Here is a 17,013-nt window from a genome sequence, read left to right on the forward strand (position 1 = left end):
AAGGAATTGTCTGTGGCCTCAGGACGTCGCTACCTGGCGTTGGCAGTGGCAGTGACGGCGTTGTCGCTGACTGCATGTACAGCCGATCCGCCGCCTCCGGTCGAGAGCACCGAAACCGTCAAGCCCACACCGACTCCGGTCGTCCCGGCGACGAAGCAGGTCACTGTGGCAATCGACGAGGTAGGAGGCGGATTCAACCCGCACCTGCTCGCGGATCAGTCGCCGGTCAACTCCGCAGTCGGTAATCTCGTGCTGCCCAGTGCGTTTCGCCCGATCAAATCGCCGACGCAACCTGGTGCGACCGAGTGGGCGATCGACGATTCTTTTCTCGTTTCGGCTGAAGTGACGTCAGAGGCTCCGTTCACGATTCGCTACCAACTGCGCAACGAAGCCCAGTGGTCGGACGGTGCTCCCATTGCGGCAGAGGACTTTCGCTACCTGTGGCAGCAGATGATCTCGGTTCCCGGTGTGGTCAACCCCGCGGGCTATCAGATGATCGACGACGTGAACTCGTCCGGCGGTGGCAAGGCGGTCAACGTGGTGATGCGTGCACCGTACCCGGCGTGGCGAGAGTTGTTCACCGATATTCTTCCGTCCCACCTGATCAAGGACACTCCCGGCGGTTTCAGCACCGGACTGAGCGAGGGGATTCCGGTGTCGGGAGCCCACTTTCACGTGCGCTCTGTCGACCGTGGCCGGGACGAAATCGTGCTCGAACGCAACGACCGATTCTGGGGCAAGCCGTCCGACCCGGATCAGATAGTTCTGCGACGCGGCGGAACGGCGTCGCAGTTGGCGGATGCCCTGCGCACCGACGACGCTCAAGTGGCGCAAGTTCATTCGGGTAGTGCGACCGATATTCAGCTGTCTGCGATCCCGGGTGTCAGTACCGCATTCTCGTACGTTCCGCGCACTCTCGACATCAATGTGAACGGGCGCAGCAAGAACTTCGCGGACGTTCGGGTCCGTAAAGGTGTTCTGGGACTGCTCGATCCGGACCTGCTCGCCGTAGTGGCGGCCGGGAGTGAATCGGCGTCGGCCCCGGTGAAAGCTCAGATCCTCGCTCCGTCGGATCCGGGATACGCACCCACCGCTCCGCCGAAGCCGACCCGAGAGCAGGCGCTGGGTGAGCTGACTGCAGCCGGATACCTGACGACGCCGGCCACCGGAATCGTCACGGGCACTGGGACAGTCGGATCGATCGTCCGGGACGGTGCTCAGTTGACCCTGCTGATCGGTGCCCCCGAGAACGACGACATCGCGATCGCCGTGGCAAACACCGCGGCCGACGAACTGCGCGACGTGGGGATCCTCGCGACCGTCGAATCGGTGCCGCCGGAGGAACTCTACGGCGAGGACCTGACGACAGGACGCGTCGACATGATTGTCGGTTGGAGCCGGGCAGGCGCCGACACGGCCACTTCACTGGCCTCGCGGTTCAGTTGCCCGAGCGCACCTTCCACTTCGGCAACAAGTTCGGCGGTACCCGCACCGACGCCGTCTCCGGAGCCTGTCCGCACGACAAGCGTCGAGGCTCCGAGCAACCTGTCCGGGCTCTGCGATCCTGCGCTGCAAGGTCGGATCGACGAAGCGCTCAGCGGCGTCGGGGATCTCGGATCGTTGATCGCCGACGCGGAGCCCAAGCTGTGGGACCTCGCGGCGGTCTTGCCGATCGTGCAGAGCCGAGCGCTGGTCGCGGTCGGGACCGGAGTCGAGGGCGTCGTCCTCGACGGCCCGGTGCAGGTGGGGATATTCGGAAACGCGACGGACTGGGTGAGGGTGGCAAAGTGACGACCTCGGCGAAACGACTGCTGTTGGTACACGCACATCCGGACGACGAAACGATCACCACTGGAGGCACCATCGCGCGTTACGCGTCCGAAGGCGTCGAGGTCACGGTCCTCACCTGCACGTTGGGGGAGGAAGGCGAAGTTATCGGTGACGCGTGGGCGGGGCTCGTGGCTGCCGAGTCGGATCAACTAGGCGGCTACCGGATTTCGGAACTGAGTGCAGCTCTGTCCGCACTGGGCAGTGCCGCTCCTCGATTCCTCGCCGGCGCCGGTCGGTATCGCGATTCCGGAATGATCGGCACACCGTCGGCCGCGAATCCCCGTGCTTTTGTCAATGCTCGACTCGACGAGGCAGTCGGCGCGGCGGTCGCCGTCATTCGTGAGATCAGGCCGCACGTCGTGATCACGTACGACCGCAACGGTGGCTACGGGCACCCGGACCACATTCAGGCACACGCGATCACGACAGCGGCCGTGGAAGCTGCAGCAACGACGGCGTATCCCGAGGCCGGCGATCCGTGGACGACCCCGAAGTTCTACTGGACCGTTACCGAGCGCAGTGGACTCGAGCGTGGCATCGCGGCCATTTCCGAGTTCCCGGCGAACTGGCGCCTGCCCGAGCCCGCGGAATTGCCGAGCGTCGATGACGGAGACGTGACAACGGCAATCGACGTTCGCGGCGTCATCGATACGAAGGCGCGGGCATTGAGCGCCCACGCCACTCAGGTGACGGTAGCCCCGAGCGGAGCCGAGTTCGCATTGTCGAACAACGTGGTTCAGCCGATCCTGACGGTCGAGCATTTCGTGTTGGTGGCGGGGACGCTCGGTCCGGTGGGTGAGGACGGTCGCGAGAGCGATCTGTTCGGCGGGCTGCCTGGCTGACGTGATCTGACCTGCGCGTCGGCTCACAGGCATTGCGATCGACGCCGTAGTGGTGTGTGATGCGTGTCACCGGATGGGTGGTCCTTTCGGTAACAGCAAAGCCTGGGGGCTGAAGAAATGTACAACTGGGACCTGCAGAACCAGATCGTTGCCTTCGTCGATTCGTTGCGTCCGATGGCTGGTTACTACCACGACTTGTATTACGGATCGCTCTACGCATTCGCGGATCAGCAAAGTCATCTGCTGACGCTTCTCGGGTTCCCGCCGGTTCCCTGATCGTCTTTGTTCTTTTCGGGCGCGAGCCGGGGTGCTTGTCGGGAGGGGACCCCGCGCTCGCGCGATGGCGACCGATAGACCACTATCAAAACCATGATCACGGTCGAGAAGAACACGGACGCCTCGACAGGAACGTCGCTGTCGTGGCTCGACCCTGTCATCCTTGGCGTCCTGATTTTCGACGGATTCCTGTGCGCGGTGCTGTCCGTTCTGTTCCTGCCGACTCATCTCGGTACGACGGCATTTCCCATCAGCATTCTCGTAGCCGCAGTCGCGAACCTCGTGTTGGTGATCGCGGCCCGCACTGTCACGACTCCGGGCAGAGCCGCATTGCCGCTCGCCGGTTGGATCGTCGGGTTCTTGGTGTGCATGGTGGGCGGCCCCGGCGGCGACGTGCTGGTGCTGTCGTCCCCACTGACGTTCTTGCTTTTGGTCGGTGCTATCGCTCCGGCCGCAGTTTTCCTTTTCAAAGTGGCAATCAACAGGCTTGCCACCCTCAGTTCGCATTAGTTCTCGGCGCGCGCGTAGGAAACTGACCCGTGCATAAGGGACACTCAGCCTGTGGCTGAACATGATCTGGCGGGCGCGACGATCGCCTTGACCGCAGAACGGCGTGCCGAAGAATTTGCGACGCTCCTCGAACGTCGAGGTGCAGAGATCGTTCGGACGCCGGTGATCCATGTACTGCCGTTGGTGGACGACCGAGACCTGCGCACCCAGACCTCCGCCCTGATCGCCGATCCACCGGATCTGGTCGTGATCAGTACCGGAATCGGCTTTCGCGGATGGCTCGACGCCGTCGCGTCGTGGGGTTTGACCGACGAGTTCCTCGGAGCTTTGGCCCGGACACGAATCATCGCCCGCGGCCCCAAGGCGACGGGTGCCATTCGAGGCGCCGGATTGCGTGAGGAGTGGTCACCTTCGGGTGAGTCGTCCGAGGAAGTTCTGGCGCACCTCGGAAGTGAGGGAGTGGCGGGCTTACGCGTCGCAGTCCAGTTGCACGGCACCATCACCGAATGGGAGCCGTTGACGGATCTGAGCGCTTCCCTTGCCGATACCGGCGCGATAGTCACTCCGGTGTCGGTCTATCGGTGGATCCGGCCGCCGGATCAGTCGCCCGTCCGCGCGCTGGTTGCTGCAGTTCGTTCCGGCGCAATCGACGCGCTGACCTTCACCAGCGCCCCCGCGGTCTCCTCGATGCTCAGCACGGCAAAAGAAATGGGCGAGCTGGAGCGGTTCGTCGCAGCCATGCGCGGACCGGTACCGACCTACTGCGTGGGACCGGTGACGGCCGCCCCGCTGGAGCTGCTCGGTGTTCCCACCATCCAGCCGGAGCGATCGCGTCTCGGTTCGCTGGCGAGGCTCATCATCGACGACCTGCCCAGACGTCGCCTCCGCCCGGAGTGACCGCCTCGATCAAAGCCCACGCGTTCTCGGCGGGGAGATCGATCACCTCGTAGCTTCCGGTGCCGGCGGGCGTCGCGGCGACGACGGTTGCCACGCCTGCGCGACGTTGGAAGAACGTCTCGCGCACCGTCCAGCCGATGACACCTTCGGATTCGAGGCTGTGACGCTGGCGATCGAGCGAGCCGCTTCGGGTGATCAACCACCCCGGCAGAACTGCATGGCCGAGGCCGTTGTATCGGTCGTAGGCGAGGGCAGCGCCGCCGATCGCGAGTACAGCGACTCCGAACCACGCATAGATCGGCACGTGGAGGCCCGATGCCGCGCACGCCACGCAGACCAGGAACGCCACTGCCGCCAGAAACAGAGCGCGGGTGTACCGGCGACGCCGCGCGGCCGGGCCGTGATTCATCAGGGGAGCGGACGCTTGGCGTGAGTCACCGATCACGGTGGCCATCACTCGCTCGGCCTCCTTGCGCGGTCCCTGCGGGAGCAGCAGCGAAGATTCCTTCTTCTCGGCACTCACGCCCGTCATGATGGCGTCGAGGCGCGCGCCGCGGGCAAGACGCAGCAGGAGCGGCTCTTTGAGCGTCGTGCCGCGCAGGCGGGCTCGGTCGAGTGTGGTCTGCCGGGTCTTCAACAAGCCGTGACTGACGTGCAGGATGCGGCCGTTGTCGGTGAGCTTCATGTTGCCGAACGCGATCAGATACTGAACGCAGGCGAGTGCACTCGACAGCACCAGCAGCACGGCGAGTGCGATGACGGCCATCACCGCGATGCCGAGGCTCTCGAGGGAGTCGAAGCTGTCGCTGACTGCCGAGGACTTCGCGACGGCAGTGCCGATGCCGTATTGGAACGAGATGCCGATGATCGCCGCGATGATGGCGATTCCCGTGAACGAAAAGGGGGCATAGCGAACCCAACTCGGCTCCCAGTGGCCGATCTCGGTATCGACTGGTTCGGCGATGTTTTCGACCGGAGTGCCGGGGACCTCAGGGTTGCGTGCCTGTTGCGCGCCGGCCAGCAGCGCGGCACGAAGGTCCGGAACCAGGGCGGTCGAGAGGGCATTGAGTTCGAACTTGTTCGAATCGTGGCCGCTCCCAGCGCGTTGGCCGGTCCCGATGCGCACGATCGACAGCCCCAGCAGTCGGTGCATGACCCCGGCCTCGACGTCGACGGATCGGATGCGGCTACGCGGGACCGAGAGCAGCTTTTTCTGGAATACCCCGGTGCGCAGTTGGACGTGAACGGGCCCGATGCGGTACGTGGTGGTGAAATACCGCAACAGGCCGAAGATGACGAGCAGAGTGACGACGCCGAGACCCCACCAGTGGTTTCCGGATTGGCTGCCGAGAACGACGGAGACGAGTAGGACCGGGAGGAGTTTGACGACTTCGTTGACGGGGTGGACCAGAAGCATGCGGCGGTCGAGGCGGAGCCAGGGCTGCTCCTCTTCGGCTGCCTCGGCAGCCGCCGTTTCCGCCTCGACCGGGATCTCGATTGCGGTCGGGTCGCCCAACTGTTTCTCGTTCATGTTGCGTCCCCCACGTTGGTGCCCGCGATCTCCGTCAGTTGCGCCACTGTGCGGTCGGCGATTTCCTGGTCGAGTGCGGAGATCTTCACGGCCCCGGCCGACGACGCCGTCGTGACAGTCACGGTTGCCAGACCCAACATGCGGTCGATCGGCCCACGCTCGGTGTCGACGGTCTGCACGCGCGAGATCGGTGCGATGCGTCGTTCCTGGGTGAACCAGCCGGTGCGTGTGTATACCGCGGTGTCACTGATTTCCCATCGGTGGACGCGATACCGCCACGCCGGAACCATCAGAATGTAGGTGGCGGCGAAGAGCACGGTGACTGCGAATACGGTGCCGACCACCCAGGACGGGATTCCGGGTATCAAGACGGCACAGACGATTTCGGCGACGATGACAGGTACCCAGAACAGGGAGGCAGTGATTGCCCACAGCCTCGGGGCTTTGGTGCTGGGTCGCCATAACGGGTCGGCCATGGTCAGCGGTTGCGGGGCAGTCATGGGCACTACTTTGGTCGAGTGAGGGGCGATCTGTCGACATCGGCCCTATCGTGGAGTGTGGCGACCGCGAAGGGAGCACGTGATGACCGAACAAGATGCGACATTCGACCCGGAGGCTCCGGAATCAGATGCGCTCGAACAATCGACACCCGTAGATCCAAACGCCCCCGAAGAACCCGATCTGACCGATATTCCACTCGACGCACCAGTGGCTGACGTGGTGGAACAACGCGTCGAGGTCTCGGTCGACGACGACTATCGGCCGTCGTGATCGAGGCGGTATCGCGGCAGTAAGGCCTCCTTGTTCTGGCACCGGGTGGCACTAGTCGTCTCACATGGCGCATGATCGCTAGGTGAACCGAACTGGTGATGACTCCGGCAAACCCACCATGCTTCCGATGCCAGGTATTTCCGCGTCCGCCTCGTCCAGTCCGTCGCCCGGCCCGTCAGCGTCGGCGATGCGGCGAGTCCTCCGTCGTGCACGCGACGGAGCGACGCTCAATGTCGACGAGGCGGCAACGCTGCTGCAGGCACGGGGAACCGATCTGACCGATCTGTGTTCCTCGGCGGCCAAGGTTCGCGACGCCGGTCTGCTGGCAGCGGGTCGGCCGAACACCGTGACGTACTCGCGGAAAGTTTTCATTCCGCTCACTCGTCTGTGCCAGGACAAGTGCCACTACTGCACCTTCGTCACCGTGCCAGGGAAACTGCGTGCCGAAGGGCACGGCATGTTCCTGGAGCCGGACGAGGTTCTGGACATTGCCCGGGCAGGCGCCGAATTGGGCTGCAAGGAAGCCCTGTTCACGCTGGGGGATCGCCCCGAGGCTCGCTGGCCGGAAGCAAAGCAATGGCTGGACGAACGTGGCTACGATTCCACCCTCGACTACGTGCGAGCGATGTCGATTCGGGTGCTCGAGGAGACCGGACTGCTCCCACACCTGAACCCCGGTGTGATGAGCTGGCAGGAACTCTCACGGCTCAAGCCCGTCGCGCCGTCGATGGGCATGATGCTCGAGACGACGGCAACTCGGCTGTTCACCGACAAGGGCGAATGCCACTACGGAAGCCCGGACAAGGACCCCGCGGTTCGGTTGCGCACCCTCACCGACGCAGGCCGGCTGAACATTCCGTTCACCACCGGCATTCTCGTGGGCATCGGGGAGAACTTTCTCGAGCGCGCCGAGTCGATCATGGCGATACGCAAGTCGCAGAAGGCGTTCGGTCACATCCAGGAAGTGATCATTCAGAACTTCCTGGCCAAGCCTGATACCGCGATGCGCAACACCCCTGACGCAGGACTCGACGAATTTCTCGCGGCCATCGCCGTCGCGCGCCTACTGCTCGGGCCCACGATGCGGATTCAGAGTCCGCCGAATCTCGTCTCGAACAGCGAGTGCCTCGCGCTGCTCGGCGCAGGCGTCGACGACTGGGGCGGGGTATCACCGCTGACCCCCGATCACGTCAACCCCGAGCGCCCGTGGCCCAATCTCGAGACCTTGGCCGAGATCAGCGCCGAGGGCGGCTTCACCCTCACCGAACGCACTGCGGCCCAGCCGGCGTATGTCCTGGCCGGGGCTCCGTGGATCGATCCGCGCATTGCGGGTCACGTTCAGGCGCTCGCGGACCCCAAGACCGGGCTCGCCTTGCCGGATACCAAGCCGGTGGGTCGGCCGTGGCAGGAGCCGGACGAGTCGTGGGAATCGAGCGGACGTGTGGATCTCAATACGGAGATCGACACGGACGGGCGCAACACCGAGACCCGCAGTGACCTGGGCAGTGCGTTCGGCGACTGGGAGACCGTGCGCGAACAGGTCCTCGAGCTCAGTGCTCCGATTCGCGTCGACACCGATCTGCTGGCTGCGCTGCGCAGCGCCGAACGCGATCCCGCCGGATGCTCCGACGACGAATACCTGGCCCTTGCCACCGCAGAGGGACCGGGCCTGGAAGCCGTTGTGGCACTCGCGGATGCGCTGCGCAAGGAAGCCGTCGGCGAGGACGTCACCTACGTCGTGAACCGGAACATCAACTTCACCAACATCTGCTACACGGGCTGCCGGTTCTGTGCGTTCGCGCAGCGCAAGGGCGATGCCGACGCCTTCACACTGTCGGCAGACCAGGTCGCCGACCGTGCGTGGGAAGCGCACGTCGCCGGCGCTACCGAGGTGTGCATGCAGGGCGGTATCGATCCGGAACTTCCCGTCACCGGTTACGCCGACCTGGTCCGGGCCGTCAAGAAGCGCGTGCCGTCGATGCACGTCCACGCGTTCTCACCGATGGAGATCGTGAACGGCGCATCGCGCAGCGGTGAAAGTATCAGGGATTGGCTGACGGCTCTGCGCGAGGCGGGCCTCGACACCATTCCCGGCACGGCAGCGGAGATCCTCGACGACGAGGTGCGCTGGATCCTCACCAAGGGCAAACTGCCGACGGCGGAGTGGATCGAAGTGGTCACCACGGCCCACGAGGTAGGACTGCGGTCGAGTTCGACGATGATGTACGGACACGTCGATCAGCCGCACCACTGGGTCGGGCACCTGAATGTTCTTCGCGGAATCCAGGACCGCACAGGCGGATTCACGGAGTTCGTACTTCTACCGTTCGTGCACCAGAGCGCGCCGCTGTACCTGGCAGGCGCTTCACGACCAGGGCCGACCAATCGGGACAACCGCGCTGCGCACGCGCTGGCACGCATCATGCTGCACGGCCGCATTCCCAACATCCAGACCAGCTGGGTCAAACTCGGCATCACCGGAACACAGATGATGCTCAACGGCGGAGCCAACGACCTCGGCGGAACGCTGATGGAAGAGACGATCTCGCGGATGGCGGGCTCCGAACACGGGTCCGAGAAGACCGTCGCAGAACTGCGCGCCATCGCCGAGGGAATCGGACGTCCGGCGCGCGAACGAACCACCACACATGCACGACGCGAAGGAGCGATTGCCTGATGGCTGATGTACTGGGGGACCGCAAGGTCGTCGAGGTTCTCGATCGAGCGGTATGGGGGATCAACCCGGTTCTCGACCTCGCCTACAGCGATCCGCTCGGTATCAAGCGTCGGACCTTCGAGCCGACCGATCCTGAGCGAAACGCTGCGGCGATGGTGTTGGACGCTGCAGCTTGGGTCCTCGATGTCGTCAAATTCCCCGGAACGGCGGCGTGGTCGGTGATGACGGACGAGCAGCGCTCGAAGTGGTGGACGACCAGGTTGGGTGCACTCAACACCGTTGCCGTCGCGTTCCCCGGCATCTTCGGCGTCCTCCTCAATCGGTTGCCGATCCAGGACCTGCTGGCTTTCGCGAATCAGGCCGTTGTGCTCGTTGCGGTTGCCCGTGAACACGGAGTGACCGAACGGGATCAGCAAGTGGACCTCTTGGCGTCGGTGCTGTGCCGGCGTGAGACCAAGTCCCGAGATCTGCTCGCCGGTGAGGATTTCGCCGAAAAGTCGGTCAGCGCCGCCGACGAGACCTGGCGCCCCTTCGCATTGATCGGGACCTTGTGGCGCACCTCGAAGACTTTCCGCGCCATCACCGACGAGCTGCACAAGCGGCCGTCGCGGACGAAACCGTACGAGATTCTCGGCAAGATTCCGGTGGTCGGCGTCGTGGCGGATTACCTCGGTGAGCGGGGCGCCTTGGTACGCGCGGCCGCCCTGGGGGAGAAGTGGATCGCGATTCGGTCGAGGAACATCACCGCAGTAGGCTGAAATGTGTTACCCCCGCCTGCTCAGAGTCGGTAGGCAGGGGGATAATAGGCTGTTCCCGCGGTACGTGAGAGTCGTATCGGATTTTCGGCCCCGAGCAACTGCGTGTTGCGGCGGCGATGCACGACAGGAAGGCAGGGAGATCGGCAGTGACCTACACGATTGCTGAACCGTGTGTAGATGTGATGGACAAGGCGTGCATCGAAGAATGCCCTGTCGACTGCATCTACGAGGGTGGACGCATGCTTTACATCCACCCCGACGAGTGTGTCGACTGCGGCGCGTGTGAGCCTGTCTGTCCCGTCGAAGCCATCTTCTACGAAGACGACGTCCCGGACCAGTGGAACGCGTACATCAGCACCAACGTCGATTTCTTCGACGATCTCGGTTCGCCTGGTGGAGCCGCCAAGCTCGGCAAGGTCGACTACGACACGCCGTTCATCAAGGCGCTGCCTCCCATGGGTGAGGAATAGAGATCTTGTCTCGTACTCCGGTGGCCGCTGGGCTTCCTGATTTTCCGTGGGATTCGCTCGCCGACGTCACGGCGAAGGCGCACTCTCATCCCGACGGCATCGTGAACCTGTCCGTGGGTACGCCGGTGGATCCGGTGGACCCGGTGATTCAGGAGGCTCTCGCCTCTGTTGCCGAGGTGCCCGGATATCCGACGACTCATGGCACGCTCGCGCTTCGCGAGGCCGTGGCGGAGTCACTGGATCGCCGCTACAACATTCCCGACGTCGATCCGGCAGCGGTGCTGCCGGCCATCGGTACCAAGGAAATGATCGCGTGGCTGCCGAAATTGCTTGGTCTCGGAGCCGACGATCTAGTGGTCATTCCGGAGTTGGCGTACCCGACCTACGAGGTCGCGGCGAAGTTGGCAGGCGCACGCGTCCTGCGCGCCGACGGCTTGAACAAGCTCGGTCCCGAGTCGGCGGCGATGATCTTCGTGAACTCGCCGTCCAACCCCACCGGCAAGGTGCTCGGCCTCGAGCACTTGCAGAAGGTCGTGGCCTGGGCGCGCGAGCGCGGCGCCATCGTCGTCTCCGACGAGTGCTACCTCGGATTGACCTGGGAAGCGGATGCGCTCTCCATTCTCGATCCCCGCGTCAACGACGGTGATCTGACCGGTTTGCTTGCGGTCCACTCACTTTCGAAGACATCCAATCTCGCGAGCTATCGCGCCGGGTTCGTCACCGGTGACCCTGCTCTGGTGTCGGAACTGCTCGAGGTGCGCAAGCACGCGGGAATGATCTTGCCGCTGCCGATCCAAGCCGCGATGACCGCAGCCTTGGGCGACGACCAACACGAGAACATCCAGCGCGAGCGGTACCGCGAGCGTCGCAGCGTCTTGATCGAAGCTGTTCGCGGCGCCGGATTCACCGTCGACAATTCCGAGGCAGGTCTGTACCTCTGGGCGACGCGCGGCGAGGAATGCCGAGCGACGGTCAGTTGGTTCGCCGATCGTGGGATCCTCGTTGCCCCCGGTGAGTTCTACGGACCGAGCGGAAGCAAGCACGTTCGGATCGCTCTCACCGCGACAGACGAACGAATCGCCGCAGCAGCAAAGCGCCTCTCCGCCTGAACTGTGTGCTTTCGCAGGTGTCAGGTTCCCTGATGTCGGTATCAGTCCGATGTAAGGTCGCGCTGTGACCACCTCAGGGACCGGCGGCTTGGACGCGGTACTGATCGTCGCCGTCGTTGTTGCCTCGGTTGCGTTGATGCTCACCTGGCTGAAGGATCGTCGAATATTCGGAGACTTCCCTCTTTCGGCCGCTGTTCTTTGGCTGGTGGTGGCAGTTCCATCGATCCTGCAGGCGCTGATGCCGGGACTGCTGGACATGTTTCGTCGTGATCCCGCTCTGATTCGCGACGGTCAATGGTGGCGCATTCTGACCTCGGTGCTCGTTCAGGACGGAGGGGTCGCAGGAACCGTCACCAATCTCGTGACGCTGGCGGTGGTGGCGCCGCCGGCGTTTCGGCTCTGGGGCGCCGCACGCGGCTGGGCTCTCTTCCTGCTCGGTCAACTGCTGTTCGGTTTGCTCACCACCGCAGTTTTCCCGTCGACCGGCGCAGGAAACTCCGGCGCCACACTTGCTCTGGCAGCGGCGGCCGCGGGGATCGGCGTCCTGGTGCGCCCGCGAATGCCCGAGATTGTTCTGACAGCCGTGATTGTGGTCGGCGGCGCAACCCTGGTGACGGTCGACGACGCGCACGGATTCGCCGTTCTTTCCGGGGCTCTCTTGGGGGCGGCGCTGGTGACGCTGTTCCCGCCTCACTCGATGGATGCGCGTCGGGCAGGAGAAAGTTTGCGACCATCTGCGCTGTGAGATGCTGTCGTGGTGCTGCTGAGATCCCTGAACCCCCTTGCTGTTGCCCGCGGTGACGACCTCGACGACGCCGTGACGATCGGTGACACGGTTCTCTCGCGGAGTGCCATTCTCGGTGCCGCGACCTCGGTCGCGGAGCGAGTGGCGCAGGCCGATCGGGTTGCCGTATTGGCAACTCCCACAGCAAAAACGATCCTCGCCGTCGTCGGGGCATTGATTGCCGGCGTCACTGTTGTGCCGGTCCCGCCGGACTCGGGGAAGGCTGAGCGAGAGCACATTCTGCGTGACTCCGGTGCTCAGGCGTGGCTCGGCGAAACGGACGAACACTGCGAAGGCTTGCCCGTGGTTCCCGTCCGATTGCACGCTCGCTCGTGGCACAGCTATCCCGAACCGGCACCGCAGTCCACAGCGTTCGTCCTGTACACGTCCGGAACGACCGGTCCACCGAAGGGTGTTCTGCTCAGTCGCTCGGCTATCGCAGCCGGGATCGACGCGCTCGGCGAGGCCTGGGACTGGACGTGGCGAGACACGCTGGTGCACGGGCTTCCGCTCTTCCACGTGCACGGACTGATTCTCGGAATCCTCGGCCCACTCCGGATCGGCAGCCGGGTGATCCACACCGTCAAGCCGACGCCGGAAAACTACGCACGGGCCAAAGGCTCCCTCTACTTCGGTGTCCCCACCGTCTGGTCGCGCATCGCCGAAGACGAAGAAGCTGCCCGTGCATTGTCCGGTGCCCGACTTCTGGTTTCCGGTAGCGCGCCTCTTCCTGTGCCGGTCTTCGAAAAGCTGCGTGAGCGAACAGGATTGACGCCAATCGAGCGTTACGGCATGAGTGAGACGATGCTGACCCTGAGCACGCGTTTCGACGGCGAACGACGCCCGGGGTGGGTCGGCGTGCCGCTGCGCGGGGTCGAGACTCGTCTTCGTGACGAGAAGGGCAACGACGTGCCACACGACGGCGAGAGCATCGGCGGCCTACAGGTACGCGGGCCGATGCTTTTCGACGGCTACTTGAACCGTCCAGACGCAACCGCCGAGTCCTGGACGGAGGACGGCTATTTCAAGACCGGTGATGTCGCCGTCATCGACGAGGGTGGGTTCCACCGAATCGTCGGCCGCGAATCCATCGACTTGATCAAGACCGGCGGATTCAGAGTCGGCGCCGGCGAGATCGAGACCGCCATCCTCGGGCATCCCTCGGTCTCCGAAGTTGCGGTGATCGGTGTCCCCGACGCCGACCTGGGGCAGCGGATCATCGCCGTCGTAGTCCGAAAGGCCGGGAGTCCTGAGGTCACCGAAGCTGAATTGGTCGAGTTGGTCGGGGCAGAGTTGTCGGCGCACAAGCGTCCCCGTGAGGTTCGCTTTGCCGAGACACTGCCGCGTAACGCGATGGGCAAGGTCCAGAAGCGCGAGCTGTTCTGAGCCGATCGGTTTGCTGAAAAGTCGCTGCGACGCTTGAATGTTCGTGAATTCAGCCGACCTGTCCCGGAATGTGGGCTCGCCGGTTCTTGGATGATTCAGTGCTAGTTGGAATTTCTGTGTTCTTGGCTACACTACCGCCCGGTAGGGATAGCTCCAGTCGCACGCATGCCGTCGGTATGCCCCAGTGCGAGTGGCCTCGGAAGGGCAGATTTCATGGCGGGCGGACGGCATTCGAGTCCTGACAGCGGGCGGTCGATCGGGTTCTACGCAGTGGGTGGGTTGGTTGCCGTCGCGGTAGTCGCCACCGGGGTGGTGGTCTTCAAGGCAACACAGTCCGATTCCTGCGAGAGCGTCGACGAGTACTCGCTGGCAGCAGATCCTGCGATCGCGCCTGCGGTCACGGAGATCCTCGCAGAATCGTCGCCGGAGCAGACGGGCTGCTCGCGGATCACGGTCACCTCTGCGCTGCCCGGCGACGTTGCGGGAACTTTGGGTAAGGGCGTGGACGCTCCGGACATGTGGATCCCGGATTCGACAGCGTGGGTCGGCAAAGCTGCATTGACGGCCAAGGGGCCGGTGGCTGCCGCGGGAGGTTCGATCGCCACCTCGCCTGTTGTTCTTGCCTCCGGCGGTGGCGAACAGTTTGCCAGTTGGCTCACCGCGCTACAGGTCCCCGATCTCGCGCTGGGCAATCCGTTGTTCACCGGGGTTGCATCGGCGCCCATTCTCGGAGCTCTCGCGGAGACCGGCGCCACTTCCGAATCGGTTCGAGCGGCACTTGTACCCCATGCCCAAGCGGAGAGTGTTCGTACCGAAGACCAGCCGGTAGGACAGAAGATGCTCACCGAATTGGTCAGCTCCGGGAAGGTCGGTGTTTCGACCGAGCAGCAGGTAGTCGAGTTCACGAAAGCCGAGTCGAAGATTTCCGCGACAGTGCCGGCGACGGGAACCATGATGATGGATTACCCCCTGGTGGTGAGTGCTTCGGCACCGGATCGGCACTACGCCGCAGCCAAGAAGAGTGACGCCATCGCCGACTTGTTGCACAGTGAATCTGCACAGGAAGTTCTGACACGCAACGGTTTCCGCACTTCCGGCGGTGGGGCTGTCGAAGGTGGCGTCGGTGACGTCACGGCACTGACCGTGTCCGAACAGTCGGTGGCAGATCAAACACTGGGTGCTTGGGCGTTGATGGCCAAGCCGATCCGAACGCTGGTCGCGATCGACGTGTCGGCCTCGATGGACTATCCGGCGGCCGGTGGCAAGACCCGCATGCAGCTGACAACTGGTGCGGCTCTTGCCGGCAATCAGGTCTTCCCGGACAGCGTCGCTGCCGGTCTGTGGGCGTTCTCCCAAGGTATGAACGGAACCCAGGACTTTCAGGAATTGGTGCCGATCAGGCGCTACGACACCATTGTCGACGGCGTGACTCAACGAAAGTTGATGGCGGATCAGGCGAACCGGCTCACCGAACTCAAGCGTGGCGCCACAGGTTTGTACGACACGACTTTGGCCGCCTTCCGTAAGGTTCAGGAATCGTACGATCCGAGAGCGGTCAACAGCGTCATCATCTTGACTGACGGCGCCAACGAAGACCCCGACAGCATCAGCCGTGAGCAGCTGCTCGATGTTCTTGCACGCGAGCAGGATCCGGCTCGACCGGTCATCATCGTCACCATCGGCATCACCGACGACGCTGATGCTGCGGCGCTCGCCGATATCTCCCGCGTGACGGGCGGTTCGACGTACATCGCTCGCGATCCCTCGGAGATTTCCGAGGTGTTCGTGAATGCACTGGCTCACCGAGGAACTTAGGCCGCATCGGGACCGGACCACGGTATCGGAAGTGGCGGAGCCGCAGACGAATATCGGTGCCCGGTAGGTGTCGTCGTGGTGAAGGTGTGCCGGTTGCCTGGTGCAGGTTCGGCAGACCAGTCCAAGCCCTGCTTGGCGTAATTGCATGCCGCACACAATCCTGCGCCGTTGGCTGCACTGGTGGGTCCGCCCTTGTTGTGATCGCGAATGTGGTCGCGGTGGCGAACCGGCGCGTCGCACCACGGAGTGCGGCAGCTTCGATCACGGAGTTCGATCAATCGCGCCAACCCCTTCGGGAAGGTTCTCGCCGTTGATTCCATCGCGGTCATCGCGCCGGTTTCGGGGCATGCGTAGATCTTTCGGACCATTGCCATCGTTTCGGAGTCTTCGCTGGACTTGGCGATCCATTCGCGTGCAATGTCGGCTGGCACAGGTCCGTACCCGTGGACGTGTGCAGGGTCGGTGCTGTCGCCCAGCAGTGACTGATCCGAGACAACCAGATTCACGGTAACGGGTGTCGTTGTGGCGCGGCCGATTCCGGTGACACGCTCGACCAGGAGGTCAGCCATGATCTGAGCTCGCGTGCGCTCATCCCCGCCGGCACGAACGGAATCTGCATCGCGCCCGAGCGTCGCATGTACGGCGATACCTTCGGCAACGGGAAGAAGCACCTTGAGCCAGCACATCGTGTCGGGCGCAGGCCGCGCCGTCACTCGTCTGTTTCCCACGGCTTTGCGTGCTCGTCTGGCGACACTGTCGGCGTCGATTTCGGCAGTGCGTGCGCGGATTCTTTCCGTCAGTTGATGGTTGCCGCATCCGTCCAAGATTGCAGCGTCGCAGCAGAACTCGCGATCCAATGTAGCGCGATCCTGGGCGGTGGGACATGAAGTCTCGCGCATGAGGATCGTCGCCTGATGCTCACTGATGGAGCCGTCGACGAGTAGTCGAAGTGTGTGCGGCATCTCGTCGTTCAGTGCGCGGGCCAGGTTCAGATGCTGCGTTCCGAACCACGCAGACTCCCTCCGTGCGAGGGCAATCTGCGCATTGATGCCGCGGCCCTGGTATGAGCGCCGAACTCCCCGTTCGCCGCGGTCGTTGCGGGTGAAAGCGTCGAGATCGGCAGCCAGTAACGCTTGGGCCCCAGCGCAACTGGCCTTCAATTCTTCCAATGCGCGCAGAAGATCCACGCGTGCTGCGTTGTCGATGGAACGATCCATGCTGACGAGTGATGCTCGGAATTGTCCGATGGTCTCTTCGGATATCGCCTGTTTGGATATCGCCTGTTCAGATACTTGCGTCGTCACTTTTACCCCCCGGTAGTGTCGAACATACATTCGATACTAGCTTCGACAGCGAA

General features: G+C 63.7%; 16 protein-coding genes. 13 read left to right on the plus strand and 3 right to left on the minus strand.

The window, feature by feature from the left end; translation table 11 throughout:
• Positions 1-12: 12 nt before the first annotated feature.
• From ACFQ6H_RS11470 to ACFQ6H_RS11490, 5 genes are all read left to right on the plus strand, one after another.
• Complete coding sequence (locus ACFQ6H_RS11470; protein WP_378646154.1) at positions 13-1,791, plus strand: ABC transporter family substrate-binding protein; 1,779 nt, start codon at positions 13-15, stop codon at positions 1,789-1,791.
• Positions 1,788-2,672 (plus strand): N-acetyl-1-D-myo-inositol-2-amino-2-deoxy-alpha-D-glucopyranoside deacetylase, encoded by an 885-nt coding sequence (gene mshB, locus ACFQ6H_RS11475; RefSeq protein ID WP_378646156.1) that lies wholly within the window; start codon positions 1,788-1,790, stop codon positions 2,670-2,672. Before ACFQ6H_RS11470 ends, mshB begins: the two co-directional genes overlap by 4 nt.
• A gap of 117 nt (positions 2,673-2,789) precedes the next feature.
• Positions 2,790-2,948, plus strand: a complete 159-nt coding sequence (locus ACFQ6H_RS11480) for a hypothetical protein (protein ID WP_003945210.1) — start codon at positions 2,790-2,792, stop codon at positions 2,946-2,948.
• Positions 2,949-3,041: 93 nt separating this feature from the next.
• Positions 3,042-3,458: a hypothetical protein gene (locus ACFQ6H_RS11485; protein ID WP_378539218.1), complete on the plus strand. Its 417-nt coding sequence runs from the start codon at positions 3,042-3,044 to the stop codon at positions 3,456-3,458.
• 51 nt (positions 3,459-3,509) lie between these two features.
• Positions 3,510-4,355, plus strand: a complete 846-nt coding sequence (locus ACFQ6H_RS11490; RefSeq protein ID WP_378539217.1) for a uroporphyrinogen-III synthase — start codon at positions 3,510-3,512, stop codon at positions 4,353-4,355.
• Here the strand turns inward: ACFQ6H_RS11490 and ACFQ6H_RS11495 are convergent.
• Together ACFQ6H_RS11495 and ACFQ6H_RS11500 are read right to left on the minus strand one after the other, a co-directional pair.
• Positions 4,315-5,886 carry a PH domain-containing protein gene (locus tag ACFQ6H_RS11495; protein ID WP_378646158.1) on the minus strand — a complete coding sequence of 524 codons (1,572 nt, stop codon included), beginning with the start codon at positions 5,884-5,886 and terminating at the stop codon, positions 4,315-4,317. The two genes, ACFQ6H_RS11490 and ACFQ6H_RS11495, sit on opposite strands and share 41 nt — an antisense overlap.
• Complete coding sequence (locus tag ACFQ6H_RS11500; protein ID WP_214885416.1) at positions 5,883-6,386, minus strand: PH domain-containing protein; 504 nt, start codon at positions 6,384-6,386, stop codon at positions 5,883-5,885. The genes ACFQ6H_RS11495 and ACFQ6H_RS11500 overlap by 4 nt, the downstream gene beginning before the upstream one ends.
• An 82-nt stretch (positions 6,387-6,468) precedes the next feature.
• On the opposite strand from ACFQ6H_RS11500, the gene ACFQ6H_RS11505 reads away from it, so the two are divergent.
• From ACFQ6H_RS11505 to ACFQ6H_RS11540, 8 genes are all read left to right on the plus strand, one after another.
• Positions 6,469-6,657 carry a hypothetical protein gene (locus tag ACFQ6H_RS11505; protein ID WP_378646160.1) on the plus strand — a complete coding sequence of 63 codons (189 nt, stop codon included), beginning with the start codon at positions 6,469-6,471 and terminating at the stop codon, positions 6,655-6,657.
• Positions 6,658-6,775: 118 nt separating this feature from the next.
• Positions 6,776-9,334 (plus strand): bifunctional FO biosynthesis protein CofGH, encoded by a 2,559-nt coding sequence (locus ACFQ6H_RS11510; RefSeq protein ID WP_378449102.1) that lies wholly within the window; start codon positions 6,776-6,778, stop codon positions 9,332-9,334.
• The gene (locus ACFQ6H_RS11515) at positions 9,334-10,092 is read left to right on the plus strand and encodes a hypothetical protein (RefSeq protein ID WP_378539215.1); all 759 of its coding nucleotides are present in this window, start codon (positions 9,334-9,336) and stop codon (positions 10,090-10,092) included. Before ACFQ6H_RS11510 ends, ACFQ6H_RS11515 begins: the two co-directional genes overlap by 1 nt.
• Before the next feature lie 146 nt (positions 10,093-10,238).
• On the plus strand, positions 10,239-10,562 hold the full coding sequence (gene fdxA, locus ACFQ6H_RS11520) for a ferredoxin (RefSeq protein ID WP_003945248.1): 324 nt from the start codon (positions 10,239-10,241) through the stop codon (positions 10,560-10,562).
• 5 nt (positions 10,563-10,567) lie between these two features.
• Entirely contained in the window at positions 10,568-11,671 is a 1,104-nt protein-coding gene (gene dapC, locus ACFQ6H_RS11525; protein WP_003945226.1) for a succinyldiaminopimelate transaminase, read from the plus strand.
• 64 nt (positions 11,672-11,735) lie between these two features.
• Positions 11,736-12,416: a rhomboid family intramembrane serine protease gene (locus tag ACFQ6H_RS11530; protein WP_378539213.1), complete on the plus strand. Its 681-nt coding sequence runs from the start codon at positions 11,736-11,738 to the stop codon at positions 12,414-12,416.
• A 12-nt stretch (positions 12,417-12,428) separates the two neighbouring features.
• A complete protein-coding gene (locus ACFQ6H_RS11535) occupies positions 12,429-13,841 on the plus strand; it encodes an acyl-CoA synthetase (RefSeq protein ID WP_378646166.1) in 1,413 nt (470 codons plus the stop codon).
• Between the two features lie 213 nt (positions 13,842-14,054).
• Positions 14,055-15,656: a substrate-binding domain-containing protein gene (locus ACFQ6H_RS11540; RefSeq protein ID WP_378539212.1), complete on the plus strand. Its 1,602-nt coding sequence runs from the start codon at positions 14,055-14,057 to the stop codon at positions 15,654-15,656.
• Here the strand turns inward: ACFQ6H_RS11540 and ACFQ6H_RS11545 are convergent.
• The gene (locus tag ACFQ6H_RS11545; protein WP_378646168.1) at positions 15,653-16,960 is read right to left on the minus strand and encodes a DUF222 domain-containing protein; all 1,308 of its coding nucleotides are present in this window, start codon (positions 16,958-16,960) and stop codon (positions 15,653-15,655) included. The two genes, ACFQ6H_RS11540 and ACFQ6H_RS11545, sit on opposite strands and share 4 nt — an antisense overlap.
• Positions 16,961-17,013 lie beyond the last annotated feature (53 nt).

It is taken from the genome of Rhodococcus sp. NPDC056506 (genome assembly GCF_042794945.1).
Taxonomy (GTDB): Bacteria; Actinomycetota; Actinomycetes; order Mycobacteriales; family Mycobacteriaceae; genus Rhodococcus_F.